At 26.0% G+C, this 18,219-nt stretch carries 15 protein-coding genes and 1 other RNA gene; 5 read left to right on the top strand and 11 right to left on the bottom strand.

Going from position 1 to position 18,219, the window contains the following annotated elements:
- Position 1: 1 nt before the first annotated feature.
- The 6 genes from hisH to smrB all read right to left on the bottom strand — a co-directional run bounded on the left by hisH (position 2) and on the right by smrB (position 5,995).
- On the bottom strand, positions 2-592 hold the full coding sequence (gene hisH / locus EAO23_RS00365; RefSeq protein WP_158348949.1) for an imidazole glycerol phosphate synthase subunit HisH: 591 nt from the start codon (positions 590-592) through the stop codon (positions 2-4).
- Positions 592-1,662, bottom strand: coding sequence for a bifunctional histidinol-phosphatase/imidazoleglycerol-phosphate dehydratase HisB (gene hisB / locus EAO23_RS00360; RefSeq protein WP_158348948.1), 1,071 nt, complete (start codon positions 1,660-1,662; stop codon positions 592-594). The genes hisH and hisB overlap by 1 nt, the downstream gene beginning before the upstream one ends.
- Positions 1,637-2,728: a histidinol-phosphate transaminase gene (gene hisC / locus EAO23_RS00355; RefSeq protein ID WP_158348947.1), complete on the bottom strand. Its 1,092-nt coding sequence runs from the start codon at positions 2,726-2,728 to the stop codon at positions 1,637-1,639. The genes hisB and hisC overlap by 26 nt, the downstream gene beginning before the upstream one ends.
- A 25-nt stretch (positions 2,729-2,753) precedes the next feature.
- Positions 2,754-4,058, bottom strand: coding sequence for a histidinol dehydrogenase (hisD, locus tag EAO23_RS00350; RefSeq protein ID WP_158348946.1), 1,305 nt, complete (start codon positions 4,056-4,058; stop codon positions 2,754-2,756).
- A gap of 7 nt (positions 4,059-4,065) precedes the next feature.
- Complete coding sequence (gene hisG / locus EAO23_RS00345) at positions 4,066-4,965, bottom strand: ATP phosphoribosyltransferase (RefSeq protein WP_158348945.1); 900 nt, start codon at positions 4,963-4,965, stop codon at positions 4,066-4,068.
- A 487-nt stretch (positions 4,966-5,452) separates the two neighbouring features.
- Positions 5,453-5,995 carry an endonuclease SmrB gene (gene smrB / locus EAO23_RS00340; RefSeq protein ID WP_158348944.1) on the bottom strand — a complete coding sequence of 181 codons (543 nt, stop codon included), beginning with the start codon at positions 5,993-5,995 and terminating at the stop codon, positions 5,453-5,455.
- A 303-nt stretch (positions 5,996-6,298) separates the two neighbouring features.
- On the opposite strand from smrB, the gene aroC reads away from it, so the two are divergent.
- Both aroC and dapA read left to right on the top strand, forming a co-directional pair.
- The gene (gene aroC, locus EAO23_RS00335) at positions 6,299-7,360 is read left to right on the top strand and encodes a chorismate synthase (RefSeq protein ID WP_158348942.1); all 1,062 of its coding nucleotides are present in this window, start codon (positions 6,299-6,301) and stop codon (positions 7,358-7,360) included.
- 314 nt (positions 7,361-7,674) lie between these two features.
- Positions 7,675-8,559, top strand: coding sequence for a 4-hydroxy-tetrahydrodipicolinate synthase (gene dapA / locus EAO23_RS00330; protein WP_158348941.1), 885 nt, complete (start codon positions 7,675-7,677; stop codon positions 8,557-8,559).
- 247 nt (positions 8,560-8,806) lie between these two features.
- Here the strand turns inward: dapA and dapE are convergent, their stop codons facing one another.
- The 4 genes from dapE to EAO23_RS00310 form a co-directional block, all read right to left on the bottom strand.
- Positions 8,807-9,940, bottom strand: coding sequence for a succinyl-diaminopimelate desuccinylase (dapE, locus tag EAO23_RS00325; protein WP_158348940.1), 1,134 nt, complete (start codon positions 9,938-9,940; stop codon positions 8,807-8,809).
- Positions 9,941-10,024: 84 nt separating this feature from the next.
- Positions 10,025-12,022 carry a transketolase gene (gene tkt, locus EAO23_RS00320; protein ID WP_158348938.1) on the bottom strand — a complete coding sequence of 666 codons (1,998 nt, stop codon included), beginning with the start codon at positions 12,020-12,022 and terminating at the stop codon, positions 10,025-10,027.
- 98 nt (positions 12,023-12,120) lie between these two features.
- Entirely contained in the window at positions 12,121-13,077 is a 957-nt protein-coding gene (tal, locus tag EAO23_RS00315) for a transaldolase (RefSeq protein WP_158348937.1), read from the bottom strand.
- A 208-nt stretch (positions 13,078-13,285) separates the two neighbouring features.
- The gene (locus EAO23_RS00310) at positions 13,286-14,497 is read right to left on the bottom strand and encodes a beta-ketoacyl synthase N-terminal-like domain-containing protein (RefSeq protein WP_158348935.1); all 1,212 of its coding nucleotides are present in this window, start codon (positions 14,495-14,497) and stop codon (positions 13,286-13,288) included.
- A gap of 297 nt (positions 14,498-14,794) precedes the next feature.
- Here EAO23_RS00310 and rsmI point away from each other — a divergent pair, with 297 nt between their 5' ends.
- Positions 14,795-15,622: a 16S rRNA (cytidine(1402)-2'-O)-methyltransferase gene (gene rsmI, locus EAO23_RS00305; protein WP_158348934.1), complete on the top strand. Its 828-nt coding sequence runs from the start codon at positions 14,795-14,797 to the stop codon at positions 15,620-15,622.
- Positions 15,611-15,989, top strand: an RNA gene (rnpB, locus tag EAO23_RS00300) — RNase P RNA component class A. The genes rsmI and rnpB overlap by 12 nt, the downstream gene beginning before the upstream one ends.
- A gap of 55 nt (positions 15,990-16,044) precedes the next feature.
- On the opposite strand, the gene pmbA is transcribed toward rnpB, so the two are convergent.
- A complete protein-coding gene (pmbA, locus tag EAO23_RS00295; protein WP_158348932.1) occupies positions 16,045-17,391 on the bottom strand; it encodes a metalloprotease PmbA in 1,347 nt (448 codons plus the stop codon).
- Positions 17,392-17,664: 273 nt separating this feature from the next.
- Here pmbA and ppa point away from each other — a divergent pair, with 273 nt between their 5' ends.
- On the top strand, positions 17,665-18,216 hold the full coding sequence (ppa, locus tag EAO23_RS00290) for an inorganic diphosphatase (protein ID WP_158348930.1): 552 nt from the start codon (positions 17,665-17,667) through the stop codon (positions 18,214-18,216).
- Positions 18,217-18,219 lie beyond the last annotated feature (3 nt).

The following is an 18,219-nucleotide window of genomic DNA, read 5'->3' as shown; positions in this document are numbered from 1 at the left end:
TTTATATCTCTAAAAAATTTTTAATTAATTGTTCTCCAGGACGTCCTGATTTTTCTGGATGAAACTGTACTCCAAAAAAGTTATTCACAGCTACTGCTGAACAGAAATTAATACCATGTGTAGTAAAAGAAATTGCATAATCGTTATCTGGCATATAATAACTATGTAAAAAATAAAACTGAATATCATTATCAATATTTTTAAATAAAAAATGATAATTATTATATCTTACAGAATTCCAACCAATATGAGGTACAGAACAATTAATATTCGGCAATTTTTTTATAGAACAGGGTATTTTATTTAATAAATTAAATTGATTCCCTTCATAACTATACGATCCTAATATCTGCATTCCCAAACAAATTCCTAGTATAGGTTGATTAGTATTTTTTATAAAAGATAATAAATTTTTTTTATTTAAAAAAAATAAAACTGAAGAAGCCGTTCCAATTCCAGGTAAAAAAATTTTTTCCGCTTGCTTAATATCACATAATTGATCAGTAATACTTGCTCTATAACCTAATCTTTGCACAGAATTTTTAATAGAATATAAGTTAGAACAACCTGTATTAACAATTACAATAGACATTATAATAAACCTTTTGAAGTAGGTAAAAAATGATTCCCTTTTAAAAAAATAGCCTGTCTTAAAGCACAACCAAATGCTTTGAACATACTTTCTGCACAGTGATGATCATTCTTACCATAAACATGAAGATGTAATGTAATCTTCATAGACTGGCTCAGTGAATAAAAAAAATGCTCGATCATACAAACACTTAAATCACCTACATATTTATTTTTAAAAACAGCATAAAATTCTAAAAAAGAACGACCAGAAATATCAATAATACATGAACAAATACTTTCGTCCATAGGTAAAGTAAACCCATATCTAGAGATACCTAATTTATTTACAAGAGCATTTTTTAATGCCTCACCTAAAGTAATCCCAATGTCCTCAACAGTATGATGGTCATCAATTAATAAATCCCCTTTAACATCAATATACATAAAAATACCACTATGTATTCTAATTTGATCTAACATATGATCAAAAAAATTAATACCAGTATTGATATAACTCTTTATTGGATTATCTAAGCTAACCTTAATAAATATTCTTGTTTCCTTTGTACTCCTAAATACTTCTGATGATCGGTTAGGATATTTTAATTGAGAAACAATATTTTTCCATGAAAAAGATTTAGAATTATACAAAAAACTGTTAATACCCATATTTCGAGCTAACTGAATATCTGTATTTCTATCTCCAATCACATAACTATTCTTTTTATCAATATTAATATTATTTATCCAATGTTTCACTAATTCAGTTTTAGGTTTTCGACAATTGCAGTTATCATATTCAAAATGTGGGCAAATTAAAATACTTTTAAAAAAAATATTTTGTGAAGAAAAAATACTTAACAATAATTTTTGTATTTTTCTAAATTTACTTAAAGGAAAGGAATTACTACCAAGCCCATCCTGGTTAGTGATCATAACCAATTGATAACCTAAATTTATTAATTCTAATAAAGAAACAATTACATCTTTTTCTAAAAAAAATTTGTCAATACAATCTATTTGAAATGTTTCTTTTGGTTCTCGAATTAAAGTTCCATCACGATCAATGAATAAAAATTTTTTTTTCATTGTATATTTTTTTTCCTTTAAAAAGAGATAAAACAGTAAGTAATTCTCTACATTCTTTCATAGTTCCAACAGATATTCTTAAACAATCTTTTAAACCTGACTTATGTGATTGATCACGAATAATAATCCCGTGTGATATAATATGTTCAAAAACTTTTCGTGATTGAAAAAACTTAATTAACAAAAAATTAGTTTGACTCTTAAAAATAAATTGTATAAACGAATAAAATGATAAATTTTTAATTAAAAATTTTTTATTTTTTTTGATTTTTATTATATTATTTTTTACTCTTTCAATATTTTTAAAACTTAATGCGTTTATAGCAATTTCTGATACAGGAGTAGCAATTGGATATGGTGCTATCACTTTTTTTAATATATTAATAATATTAATATTTGAAATTACAAAACCGCATCTTAATGATGCTAGTCCAAAAGCTTTAGATAATGTTCTTAAAATAACTAAATTATTAGATTTCTTTAATGCAATTAAAAAGCTATTTTTAATAGAATATTCAATATATGCTTCATCAATAACAATTAGTGTGTTTTTTGTAATAATAGAAAAAATCTTAATAATATCTTTTTTTGAAATTAAGTTTCCAGTTGGGTTATTGGGATTACAAAAAAAAATTAATTTAACATCATTAATATTTTTTTGAATCTCGGGTAAATTTAATTGAAAATTTGAAAAAAGCGGAATATTAACAACTCTTATATTAAAGATATTAGAAACTACAGAATACATATCATATGTAGGTTGAAAAAACATAACTTTATCATGAATAGGATTACAAAATGCCTTTACTAAAAGCTCAATTCCTTCATCAGCTCCTCTTGTAATCAAAATTTGATTTATTGAGACACCTGAATATTGAGAATATAACTGTAATAACTTATATGGTTGAAATTCTGGATATCGATTTAAATGATTATGTTTACATTGAATTGTATTATTCCACGGTGACTCATTAGCATTTAACTGTATGCCCCCCTTTAAGCCAATCCGCCCCGCTGACTGATAGGGTTGTAAATTATATATATACTTAGGAATTAATTTTTTCATATTACGTTAACTCATTATGTAAAATTTATTTTTTTAAAAAATCAGTCCGAATTAGTATAGATTTATTGTGAGCATCCATTCCTTCTGTTAATGATAATTCTGAAATATATTTTGATAAATTGATCAAAGATTTTTTTTTCATTTTTTGTACTGTAATGAATTTCTGAAAATCAGATACACAAAGTGTAGAATAAGTGTTAGAATATCCATATGTTGGTAAAACATGATTAACTCCAGTAATATAATCACCAGCAGCACCTGGCGTCCATTTTCCTAAAAAAACCGATCCTGCATTTTTTATATTGGGTAAAAATTTCCTTGAATTTCGAATATGCAAAATTAAATGTTCTGGAGAATAAAAATTTGATATTTTAAAACATTCTTGCAACGATTTGGCATAGATAACTCTACTATTATTCCATGAATGTAGAATAATATTTTTTTTGGATAAAGAGGAGAATTGATTTTTAATTTCATAGAGAACTGCAGATAAAAGATCTTGACTTGAACTTATTAATATTACTTGTGAATTATTATCGTGTTCACATTGAGATAATAAATCAGAAGCAACAAATACTGGATTAGCATTCTGATCAGCAATAATTAACATTTCTGAAGGACCTGCGGGCATATCAATAGAAATACATGGAATACATTGACTAACTTGACGTTTAGCTTCTGTAACAAAAATATTTCCTGGTCCAAAAATTTTATCTACTTTATGTATTGTCTTTGTTCCAATAGCTAAAGCTGCAATAGCATGTGCTCCCCCCAACTCAAGAACTCTATGAATTTGAGATATTTTTGCAATATATAATATCTCGTTACTAATAGGAGGAGGGGAACAAAGTGTAATATTTGGACATCCAGCTAACTTCGCTGGAATCGATAACATTAAAGCTGTTGAAATTAAAGGAAAAGATCCTTTTGGGACATACAATCCTACTGAATCAATAGGTCTTTTAATTAACTGACAAAAAACTCCGGGATATGTTTCAATTTCTAAGTCTGAATAAAGTTGTTTTGAATGAAATATTTCAATATTTTTTTTTGCTATTGCAACTGAATTTTTAAAAGACCTGGAAACCAAAAGAGAAGAACGATCAATTTTTTCTTGTGGAGTATAAAAATTCTCTATACTTATTTGATCAAATTTTAAACTATAATTAAGAACAGAAGAATCACCATATTTTTTAATATTATTAATAATTTTTGAAACAGATTTTTTAATTTTAGCATTAGTATTAATACTAGGTCTGGACAGTAAAACTAATTGTTCTTTTTTTGTCAATAAATGCCAATTAACAATATTTTTATTAATATTTAACATAATTATATTATTCCATCATCTTTTCTATAGGTAATACTAATATAGAACTAGCGCCTAATAATTTTAATTTCTCCATAGTTTCCCAAAAAATAGTTTCGCTGCTTACCACATGTAATGCAACTTTACTAGAATTTCCTGACAATTCTAAAATAGTCGGTTGTTCTGCACCTTTCAGTAAGTCCGTTACCTTTTTTAGTTTATTTCTTTCAATATGCAACATAATATATTTAGATTCTCGAGCTTTAATAACGCCTTGAATTCGATTTAACAGTTTCTGAATAATTTTTTTTTTTTCTGGAAACATATATTGTTCTTCACGCGATATTAAACAAGCTCGAGAATTATAAATTGTTTCTACTTCTCTTAATCCATTTGCTTCTAATGTCGCTCCTGTAGAAACTAAATCACATATTGCATCTGCCAAACCAGAATTATATGCCACTTCTACAGAACCATTTAAAACAAAAGGCTTAAAAGGAATTCCTTTTTTATCAAAATATCTTTTTAATAAATTAGGATAAGAAGTTGCAATGCGAGCATTTTTTAAACACTCTATATTAGAATATGCCATATCTAATGGAACAGATAAAGATAAACGACAAATTCCAAAATCTAAGTTTTGTAAAATAGTATAGGGAACACTAGTTTTAGAACAGAGTCTCGTTAAACATTTTTCTTCCAAAACATTCGATCCTATGATTCCCAATTCTACTACACCATCCATAATTAAACCTGGTATATCATCATCTCGAACCAACATTAAATCAATTGGCATATTTTCAGCAAAAGCGATAAGACTAGATTTTTGTAAATTAATTTTTAACCCACAGCTTTTTAATAAATTTTGCGAATCATAACTTAATCGCCCTGATTTCTGTATAGCCAAACGTACACGTTTTCTATTCAATTTTTTAATCCTATTTCGCTAAGAAAAATCTTAATAAAAAAAACTAACTGTATAAAAATATATATTTAAAAAACAATAATAATACCAATCTAATTAGATTACAATTACATAATCTCGTAAATACATCACTATTATGAACTATATGTTCTATATTAATAGATATTAATCTAAATATTTCTAAACACAATATTCTTGTTTTATTATAAAAATAATCGATATTATAATATCGACAAATAAAATTTTAAAAAATTAATTGTAATGAAGCATTAAGGTTTATATTAATAATAATTTTTATATTTCCATATAAAAAATAAAATTTTTATTAAAATAATATTATTATACAATAATAATATATATAAGCTATTTATTATAAATAAAATCACAAAAACTCTTATTTTTACTCTAAAAATAATAAACCTTTTTATAAAGTATAAATACTAATATTATAGTGTTTTTAAAAATTCCCTAAAATTTATCAATATAATTATTAAATATGATCGTTTTTTATAAAAACTAAAATTGCAGCATCATAACCAAATGTCTTTGGAGCTTGATGAAAAGCAATAATATCAGGATGTTTAGAAAGCCAAAATGGAATATGTTTTTTTAATATTTTTTTTCCATGTCCGTGCAAAATGCTAGCACAAAAAAAATTTTTTTGATGACAAATTGTAATTAACTTTCCTAACTCTGTTTTTACTTGAAATAAATTCATTCCATGTAAATCTAAAATAATCTCAGGAAGATATTCACCATTTTTTAATTTCTTTAAATCTAAATTATAACATGGATTACGAACAAAACAGGTCGGGTTATTAGTTAACAGTAACGAATTATCATCTGAAATATCTTTAAAATAAAAACTATGCGCTTCCTGTTCTAATATACCTTTATTATACAATTTCTGTCTTCTGGTATTCTCTGTTTGATTCACCGGATAAATTTTATCTTGCATTATTTTCTTTACCCCTTTCATGTAATATAGAAATATTCTTTTTGCATTTACGTTAATAAAATTATTTTTTTTCATATCTAAATCTTCCAAAATATTTACAATATTAATAAAATTGAAAAAAACTATAACCTCAAATAAAATAAATATTATTTAAAATAAGTAATACAAATAAACAAATAATTTTTCAAAAAATACTTATTTCAAATAAAATACTTTATTATACAAAAAAATAACTTTATATTCATATATAAATATATATACATATATAGCGTATATAGTTATTTATTTATTTATTTTAAATAGAGAAGATATTATAATAGAAATTGTTTTAATAAGAATAGAAACCTATATAATTTATATATAAAGGAAGATAATACGATGCCAGGAAATACTATTGGTAAAATATTTAAAGTTACAACCTGCGGGGAATCACATGGTCCATTACTAGCAGGAATTATTGATGGGGTACCACCCGGACTTCCTTTAAAAAACGATGACATACAACACGAATTAAACAAAAGAAGACCGGGGTTTTCTCCCTTCACTACACAGAGAAGAGAACTAGATACTATCGAAATTTTTTCAGGCACATTTAATGGAATAACTACAGGAACAAGTATTGGAATATACATCAAAAATACAGATATACGATCTCAAGATTATTCAAATATTAAAAATATATATCGTCCCAATCATGCAGATTTTACATACGAAAAAAAATACGGAATTAGAGATTACAGAGGAGGAGGACGATCTTCCGCTCGAGAAACTGCTATTCGAGTAGCAGCCGGGGCAATTGCAAAAAAATACTTAAAACTAACATATAATATTATTATTAGAGGATATTTATCTCAACTAGGTCCTATTCATTGTCCATTTTATTCATGGAAAGAAGTAAAAAATAATCCATTTTTCTGTAGCGATCCTAAAAAAGTCGATAAACTAAAAAAATTTATTAAAAATATAAAAAAATCTGGAAATTCTATCGGTGCTAAAATAACTATCATTGCAGAAAATGTCCCTATCGGTTTAGGGGAACCTGTCTTCGATCGACTAGATGCAGATATTGCTCATTCAATTATGAGTATTAACGCTTCTAAATCTGTAGAAATAGGTGACGGAATAAAAGTTGTAGAACAAACTGGAGATTTACATCGAGATGAAATTTTAAAAAATGGATTTTCTAGTAATCATTCTGGAGGAATTTTAGGCGGAATTAGTAATGGAGATAATATAATAGTACAAGCAGCATTTAAACCTACCTCTAGTATAAAGATTCCAGGAAAAACAATTAACAAATCAGGCGAAGAAGCTATCATTATCACTAAAGGAAGACACGATCCATGCGTAGGCATTCGAGCAGTACCTATCGCAGAAGCAATGCTAGCAATTACATTAATGGATCACGCTTTACGTTTTCGAGCTCAATGTGGAAAATAAAAATATAAATACTAACAAAATCAATAAAAAAACAAGACTTATAAAAATAAAATTAGCTTAAAAAGCTATTTGATAAAAAAATTTAAATAAATAAAACAAATAAACTAAAGATTTTAGTTTATCAGATTCTTCAATATTATTTAATATAATTCAAAAAAATTTAATAAAATTTATCCTAATAAGATAAAAATAATTTTCCGCATTATCAATATATTCAAATATATCATTATTCTAGCAAAAACAATATTTTAATCGCTATAATAGCATTATCACATTAATTATACATATTCTTGTTTTTACAAGGAATCATAAAAATGTTTAAAGGAAGTATTGTTGCTCTAATTACACCTATGGATGATAAAGGAAATCTTTGCAAAAAAAGTTTAAAAAAGATTGTTCATTACCATATTAAAAATAAAACAAATGCCATAGTTTCTGTAGGAACCACTGGGGAATCAGCTACATTGAATCAAAATGAACATACAAATGTCATTATGAATACACTAGAATTTGCTGATGAAAAAATACCAATTATAGCTGGAACAGGATCAAACGCAACAGCAGAAAGCATTATTTTAACTAAAAAACTTGAAAAATCTGGTATCGCTGCATGCTTAAATGTTACTCCATATTATAATCGCCCAACTCAAAAAGGATTATACCTTCACTTTCAAGCTATTGCGGAAAATACAGATTTACCACAAATATTATATAATGTACCTAATCGTACAGGATGCGACTTATTACCTCAAACTATTATTAAACTTTCTAAAATAGAAAATATTATTGGATTAAAAGATGCTTCAGGTGATTTATCACGAATTAATCAAATTAAAAAACTAGCAAAAAACAATTTTCTGTTAATAAGTGGCGATGATACAACTGCTTTAGATTTTATTCAATTAGGAGGGAAAGGAGTAATATCTGTTACAGCTAACATTGCGGCATATGACATGACAAAAATGTGTAAATTAGCATTAGCTGGGAATTTTGCCCAAGCAAGAAATATCAATAATAAATTAAGTATCTTGCACCATCTGTTATTTCAAGAAACTAATCCAATACCTATAAAATGGGCCGCAAAATATATTGGGTTAATAAAAACATCTTCATTAAGATTGCCTTTAACTCCGTTATCTTGTAAAAATAAAAAAATTTTAAAAGAAGTAATCAGTTCAATGAATTTATATACTCACTAATAATTAAAATTATCTTTAATGAACCATCTAATCAATAAAAAAAAATAATAAAATATTTATAGCTAAACTATTAACTATAATAAAGATTATTATATTATTTTATTTTATAGATACCTTTTCTTATGCAATGATAAAATTGTCGTATATCATTGCATAAGAATATTTTGTTCTAAAAATAACATATTAATATAATTAAAATAACTGATTAAAATATTTATTAAAAACTTTTTATAATTTTAAAATATAATTATTTGTAAAATAATTTATTTAAAATGTCATAGTAGATTTTTTGTAATCTAAATAAATCTAAAATGTTAACACACTCATTTTCTTGATGAATCGTCAAATTTAATAACCCAAATTCAGCTATCTCTTTAGCCCAATTAAAAAAAAATCTACCATCAGATGTACCTCCATTGGTCTTTTGAGTAGGTCTTATATTAACATTCTTATATATACTCTGAGTAAGTACACTACAAAGTTTACGAGGAATAGAAAAAAATGGCTTAGCATGTAATTTCCAAGAAATTAAGTATTTAAAAGAATATTTAAAAAGAATTTTTTGAACTATGTCAATAATTTCTTTATCTGTAACAGAACTACCAAAACGAATATTAAAAGAAACTTGTAACTCTCCAGGAACCATATTAGATGTATAGTTTGCCCCCGAACATATCTTTGAAATTTGTATGGTAACAGGATCAAAAAAATCGTCTTCATAACCAAAGGAAAAACTAGATAAATCTAATAAAAATGGCAAAGCTGAGTGAATTGGATTTATGACTTTATTAGGATAAGCCACATGACCTTGTTTCCCATATATTGTTAAATCTGCTGATATTGATCCTCGACGCCCAACTTTTATGCAATCTCCTAATTTTTTTTCACTAGTAGGCTCTCCAACTAAACAATAATCAATATTTTCTTTTCTTTTTTTCAAAATAGAAACAATTTTTTTTGTTCCATTTTTACCGGAAGACTCCTCGTCTGAAGTAATTAAAAAAGATATACGACCCTTATAATTAGGTTTTTGTTTAATAAAATTTTCTACAGCAATGAACATAGCGGCTATTGAACCTTTCATGTCTACAGCCCCTCTACCAAAAAGCATGCCATTTGATATGGTAGATGTAAATGGAGGGGTATTCCAATTATTTTTATTACCCGCAGGAACAACATCGGTATGACCAACAAAAGTAATGGTTCTCCCAACTCCTCGCCAAGCCCAAAAATTTTTTGTATCCTTAAAATTCATTCTTTCTATAAAAAATCCATTAGATTTTAATCTATTTATTAAAATTTCTTGACAACCTAAATCTGATGGACTAATAGAAGGTATATTAATTAACTCTTGAGTTAAATTCAAAACTGTAGTATACATATATTATCCAGGTATTACTTTATACATAATTTTAAAATTGAAATATTTTTAAAAAAATATTATTTATCAGATATATAAAAGTCTTTAATTAAAAAAACTCTCTTTAATACGTGTAATAATTTTATCTACAGTAAATCCAAATATTTCAAATAAATTTATTCCAGGACCAGATTCTCCAAAAGTATTAATTCCAATATTAACTCCATTTATTCCAATATATTTATACCAATAATCACTTATACCAGCTTCAATAGATACTCTTTTTATAATTTTTTTTGGTAATACTGATTCACGATATTCAATATCCTGAAGATCAAAACAATCAGTAGATACCATCGAAACAACACGAATTCCATAATGATATGTTTTATATAATTTCTTTGCTACACTAATAGCTAGCGGTATTTCTGATCCTGTTGCAATAATAATTAAAAATATTTTTCGACCATATTCTTTAAAAATATAACCTCCTTTAAAAACATTAACTATTTGATTTTCTGTTCTTGAAAATTGAAGAATATTTTGTCGAGATAATATCAATGCAGTCGGACCTGTTTTTCTATTAATTCCATAAAACCAAGCAACCGAAGTTTCTATAGAATCACAAGGTCTCCAAACACTTAAGTTAGGTATATATCTTAAAGTAGCAACTTGTTCAACTGGTTGATGTGTAGGTCCATCTTCACCTAACCCAATAGAATCATGTGTATATATAAAAATATGTCTAGTTTTCATTAAAGCTGACATACGTACAGCGTTACGAGCATAATCAACGAAAACTAAAAAGGTTGCAGTATATGGAATAAAACCTCCATGATGATAAATTCCATTTGCTATAGCAGTCATTCCAAATTCACGTACGCCATAATGAATATAATTTCCCTTAAAATTATCTTTAATTGATTTAGACCCGGACCACATAGTTAGATTACTAGGAGCTAAATCAGCAGATCCTCCAATCAACTCAGGTAATAGATTTCCAAAATACTCTAAAAAATTTCTAGATGCTTCCCGTGTAGAAATATTTTTTTTAGTTGCATTTAATTCTAATAAAAATTTATCTAAAGTAGAGCGTAGACGAGGGGACAGCTTTCCTTTAAGACGACGCTGGTATTCTTGAGATAAATCAGGATATTTTAACGTATATTCAGAAAACAGAGAATTCCATAATAATTCATCAGACCTACCTTTCTCACTATGATTCCAAGCGGAATAAATATTCTCTGGTATAAAAAAGGGAGGATGTTCCCATTTCAATTGTTTACGAGTCAAGAATATCTCTTCATCACCTAACGGTGCTCCATGAGAAGATGATTGACCGGACTTATTAGGGGACCCAAACCCAATTACTGTATTACATATTATCAGTGATGGTTTCAAAGTATTATTTTTAGAAATTTGAATTGCCTTTTCAATTTCTTCTGAATCATGACCATTAATTTCAATTACATGCCAGTTATATGATAAAAAACGTTCTTTTGTATTATCAGTAAACCAATTAATTACTTCACCATCAATTGAAATACCATTTTTATCATAAAAAACAATTAATTTACTTAAACCTAACGTTCCAGCTAAAGAACATGCTTCATGAGAGATTCCCTCCATTAAGCATCCATCACCAACAAAAACCCAAGTATAATGATCAACAATATTAAAATTTTTTCTATTAAAAAATTGAGCAAATAATTTTTCAGCAATAGCCATACCTATTCCTGATGCTAATCCTTGGCCTAAAGGACCTGTAGTTAACTCTACACCTGGAGTACAATATAACTCAGGATGACCGGGCGTTTTAGAATAGCATTGCCTAAAATTTTTTAAATCTTCTATAGAAAGATTATATCCTGAAAGATGTAGTAGGCTATATAACAACATAGACGCGTGTCCATTAGATAAAATAAATCTATCTCTATTAGACCAATTTGGATTATCAGGATTATATTTAAGAAAATCACGCCATAATACTTCTGCAATATCCGCCATCCCCATAGGAGCCCCAGGATGACCTGACTGTGCTTTTTGAATTGCATCTATACTTAAAATACGTAAAGCATTTGATAAATCTTTTCTAGACAACATACATCTTCCTTTTTCCTAAATATTTTTTTATAAAGATTACATTTCTAATAATGAAAATTTTTATATTTTTTATTTCCTATTAAGTTAAAATATTAAAATTATAATTTATCTGAAAAAAATAATTCTAATTTCATTTGATCCGAACTGAATTGCCTAATACCTTCAGATAATTTTTCAGTAGCCATTGCATCTTCGTTATGTAAAAATCTAAATTCAGATTCTAATATAGGAGTTGGCTTAACATTAGTTATTGAAACTTGACAACTATCTAACTTTTTAATAATTTTGTACTTGCTTATCTTAATTTGTTCTAATATATCAGGAGATATAGTTAAACGATCACATCCAACTAATTCCAGTACTTGCTCTAATGTTCGAAAACTAGCTCCCATAATAATGGTTGAATAACTATACTTTTTATAATAAAAAAATATTTTTTTAAATGCCACAATTCCGGGATCTGTAGCAACACAATAATTAGAATTATCATTAAATTTTTGATACCAATCATAAATTCGACCAATAAAGGGAGAAATAAGAAAAACACCAGCATCAGCACACGCTCGAGCTTGGGAAAATGAAAATAATAATGTTAAATTACATAAAATTCCTAATTTTTTTAACTCATAAGCAGCTTGAATACATTCCCATGTTGCTGCTAATTTAATTAATACTCTAGAGGAATCTATCCCATTATCTTTATATAATTGAATTATTTTTATGGCTCTTTTAATACATAAATCCTTATCAAACGATAAACGAGCATCAATTTCTGTAGAAATATAACCTGGTATATATTTTAGAATTTCAATACCAAACCCTACTGCAGTCATATCACAAGCATTTTGTATTTTTTTTAATCGAGATCCACCGTTTTTCTGTGCATATTGAACTGCGTTATTAATAATATAATCATATTTTTTAGATAAAACACTTTTTAAAATTAATGTAGGATTTGTAGTTGCATCATTAGGACGATATTTCTTGATACAATCTATATCCCCGCTATCTACTACCACTATGGTATGTTTCTTTAAACATTCTAGTTGATCCATAATAAATCTTTCCTTTTAAAAATAATTAATAATAAAAATTATTAGAATAATATACGAATATAAAAAATATAAATATTTATTTTAATTATAGAATTAAATAAAATTCATGACAAAAAGAATCTTAAATATTATACAGGTAATTCATCAAACTAAATAAAAATATTAAAAAATACTCATAACTTATATAACAGAGAATATTCTCCTATTATTAAGGATATCTTTTAATAACTAAACTTACATTTGTACCCCCAAAACCAAAACTATTAGACATAGCAATTTTAATATTATAATTTGTACTATTACGAACAATATTCATATTTTTAGCAATCGGATCTAAAGATTCAATATTCATACTAGGAGCAATAAAATTATATTTTAACATTAACATAATATAAATCATTTCCTGTGCCCCAGAAGCACCTAAAGAATGACCGGAAATAGATTTAGTAGACGATATATACGGGATTCCATATTTTTGAAAAACAGTTTTAATAGCAATTAATTCTTTAATATCTCCAATTTTAGTAGAGGTACCATGTGCATTAATGTAATCAACTGAACCATTAATATTTTTTATAGCTTCACTCATACAGCGAACAAATCCATCTCCAGATGGATGCACAACACTTTCTCCATCACAAGTCGATCCATAACCAATTATTTCACCATAAATATTAGCTTTTCGTGATAACGCACAGTGAAGTTCTTCTAAAACTAAAACTCCACTACCTCCAGAAATTACGAATCCATCACGATTATTATCAAAAGGACGTGAAGAAAAATTTGGCTGTTGATTAAAATTTACAGATAAAACTCTCATTACATCAAATTGATGAGCCAAATTCAAGCTTAATTCTTCCCCTCCTCCTGCAAAAATAATATCCTGCTTTCCAGATAAAATTAATTCATAGGCATTTCCAATACAATGAGCCGAAGTTGCGCAAGCTGAACTAATAGAATAATTTATTCCATAAATTTCAAAAAAAGCACCTAAACAAGCTGAAATAGATGAAGGCATACTCTTAATTAAGCTATATGGAGTCACTGGATAAAAATATTTTTTTTTTTTTATAAAAGACGAATCAATTGGAATAAAACTGCTTCCTGATCCAATAATAACTCCTACTCTAGGATTTTTCATATATATATTTTTACATAAACCACTATTACTAATAGAATCTTTCATAGCAATATACGAATACATAGACGAAAAATTCATGAATCTCAATAACCTGTAAGGTATCTCATTAAATCTATTTTTAGAAATATTTCCCCATACATGACTACGTAAACCATACTCTTTCATTTCATTAGAAAAAGATATACCTGAAATTCCTTCTTTTAATGATTTTACAATATCTGATTCTACACAACCTAAACTTGAGCAAACTCCAAATCCAGTAATCACTATTCTTCTCAATCAAATTCTTCCTATTTTAAATAAAAAAATCAATATTTATAAAAAATATGTTTTTTATAAAATATATAAAAAATTATAAAAATTTTTTATGTAAAAGTATATTAACTATATCAATAAAATAATAAAAACCTTTAAATTAAAAATCAATCATATTATATATATAAAATATACAATATAATAAAAAATATTATATACATTTTATTATAAATATATATAATATTTTTTTATATGTTTAAACAATTTAATAAAAGAAAAAATAAATATGTATAAAAAAAAAATAAAACAGGACTCTTATATATTGTTCCAACCCCAATCGGTAATCTTTTAGATATAACATACCGATCTATTGATATTTTAAAAAAAGTAGATTACATTATCACAGAAAACAAAAAACATACTTCTATATTATTAAACTATTTTTTTATTAAAAACAAATTATTAACTTTAAATATTATTAATGAAAAAAAAAAAACTCAAGATTATATTAATATACTTAAAGACGGAAATAATCTTGCACTTGTTTCTAACGCAGGAACTCCTGTTATAAATGATCCTGGATTTTTATTAATTAAATATGCATATGATAATAATATTCGTGTAGTTCCACTTCCAGGATCTTGCGCAGCTATAACAGCATTAAGCGCTTCTGGATTGCAATCTAATAAATTTTGCTACGAAGGTTTTTTATCCAAAAAAAAACAATTATGTCAAAATCAAATAAAAAAATTAAGTGAAGAAAAACGTACTATTATTTTATATGAATCACCCAAAAGATTAATTAATACTATTAAATTAATTAAAAAAATTATGGGAAAAAAAAGAAAAATATTAGTTGCAAAAGAAATAACAAAAAAATGGGAAAATATTCAAAGAGGAGCAGCAGATAAAATACTAGATAAAATTAGCAATGACGATAACTGGAAAAAAGGTGAAATAACAATCATCATTAACGGTATAAAAGAAAAAAAAATTCAATCTATACCTAAAAAAATATTTAAAATAATCAATATAATAAAAAAAGAAACTTCCGTAAGTTCAGCAATTAAAATTGTCTCAAAAATATATGGATATCCTAAAAATATTCTGTATAATGCAATTATAAATAAATTTAAAAAAGTTGATTGAACAGTCGCTATTTAATATTTTTATATTAAAAAGAGGAAAGTCCGGGCTCCGTAGGGACATAGTGCCAGGTAACACCTGGGAAGAGAAATCTTACGACTAGTACAACAGAAAATAAACTACCTATTATAAAATCATATTAATATTTACAATATTGTAGTAGGAAAAGGTGAAACGGTGCGGTAAAAGCTCACCGCAAAATTGGTAACAATTTTGGCACGGTAAACTTCCACTAGGAGCAAGGCCAGATAGAAGGATATAGTCCCTTATAATATACCCCTTCGGGTAGGCTGCTTGAATTAATGAGTGATTGTTAATCTAGATAAATGACTGTTTTAAACAGAACCCGGCTTATAGATCAACTTTATAATCTGTAAAAGATATAATCATTATCAAATTGATTATATCTTATAGATAAATTTTATTTAATTACCAGAAATTTGCATTTTATCTATTAACACAGATGAACTATGAATATTATTTTTTTTATTAACATCATTAGACATTAAGGAAATATTATTCCACATATCTAATAAGTTACCAGATATAGTAATTTCATGAACAGGATATTTTATTTTTCCTCCTTCTATCCAGAAGCCACAGGCTCCTCGAGAATAATTTCCTGTAACAATATTAACTCCATCACCTAATAATTCAGTAACTAATAAACCACGATTCATTGTTATTAAAAGCTCGCTAAATGAACAGTTCTCTTGAAAACCAGATACGATCCAATTACAAATTCCACCAGAATGACCAGTACTATTCATTTTTAATTGATTTGCTGTATATGTATCTAATAACCATGTTTTTAAAATACCTTTTTCTACAATTTTTCTTCTAACTGTAGCTACACCCTCGCCATCAAATAAACGAGATGATAGACCTTTTTCTAAAAAGGGATTTTCAGAAATATCTAACCAACTAGGAAAAATTTTCTTATTTAAAAAATTTAATAAAAATGTTGATTTTTTATATACGGAATAACCTTGAATAGCGCTAACTAAATAACTAAATAACTTGTATGCTATATCTGAAATAAATATTACTGGAGAAATTTGAGTGTGTATTTTTCTAGAGTGTAATTTAGATAAACTCTTTTTAGCACTAGAACAACCAACACGTTCTGGGTCATCTAAATCATAAAAATCTCTAGAGACAGTATAAAAAAAATCTCTTTCCATAGATTCATTATGACCCGCAACAACACAACTTGATAAACAATAATATGTTGATAAATATGTACCAATCCATCCAAAACTATTCCCTAAAACTCGCACATTAATAAAATATTCAAAAGTAGATCCTTCTGTATTAATTATTTTAGAATCAAATCTTAAAGCAGATGAATCAACTTTATTTACTAAATCCTTAATTTCATCTAAATTAAATACATGTGGAAAAAATAAATTTATTTTTTTTTTATTTTTAAATAATAAATCATAATGAGGTAATCCAAAATTTTTATCAATTTGTGTATATTTAACTATATTAACTGATTGATTAATAGATTTTTGAATTCCGTTAATAGAAATATCGCTAGAAGAAACAATAGATTGACGCCCATTATCATAAGTAGTGACTAAACTATTTACATAATTATATAATTCTATATTATCAATAATTCCATATCGACTTGATAAAATAAAACAATATGTTTTTTTTATTTCAATCATTCCACTGGATACAATTTTATTTAAATATAATAACATATCTTGAATATTGTTTTTTATAACAATTAAATCTTGTTGCGCATGATAAGAAGATAACATTGATAAACCCCTATAAATTCATATATTTCAAAATAAAAATATAAATAAAGTAATCCATATAAAATTATAAGACATATAATACTTATATATGACATGGAATAAAAAAATACTTTTTATAAAAATAAAAACATATTTTTAAAGATAATTTTTATCATTATGACTATACTGTAGTATAGTACTATAAAATAGTAATACGAAAAAAATATATTTTTAATAAACTGAGTATAAAAATATAGTTATTATAATATTCAGAACGGAAAAAATAAAAACAAAATGAATAACATAAATAATATACCATCTGGAAAAAATGCTCCACATGAAATATATGTAATTATTGAAATTCCAGCTTTCTCTTATCCTATTAAATATGAAATAAATAAATCATTCAAAGCTCTATATGTAGATAGATTTATACCAACAAATATGTTTTATCCTTGTAATTATGGATTTATTAATCAAACTCTCGCTTTAGATGGAGATCCATTAGATGTTTTAATACCTACTCCATACCCTATACAGTCTACATCTGTAATTAGATGTATCCCTGTAGGGGTTTTAGAGATGGAAGATGAATCAGGAAATGACGAAAAAATACTTGCCGTCCCGCATAAAAAAATTACAAAAGAATATAAAAAAATTCATGATATTGATCAAATATCAAAATCACTAAAACAACAAATTATATACTTTTTTGAAAACTATAAAAATCTAGAAAAAAATAAGTGGACTAAGGTAAAAGGTTGGAAAAATTTTGAAGAAGCTAAATATATAATCACAAAAGCAATAAATAGATATCATATAAAAAATAATAATAAAAAATATTAATAA

Source organism: Buchnera aphidicola (Cinara strobi) (assembly GCF_900560745.1).
GTDB classification, from domain to species: domain Bacteria; phylum Pseudomonadota; class Gammaproteobacteria; order Enterobacterales; family Enterobacteriaceae; genus Buchnera_F; species Buchnera_F aphidicola_AJ.
Note: the sequence above shows the minus strand (reverse complement) of the source record. Positions and strands in the feature narration are given on the sequence as shown.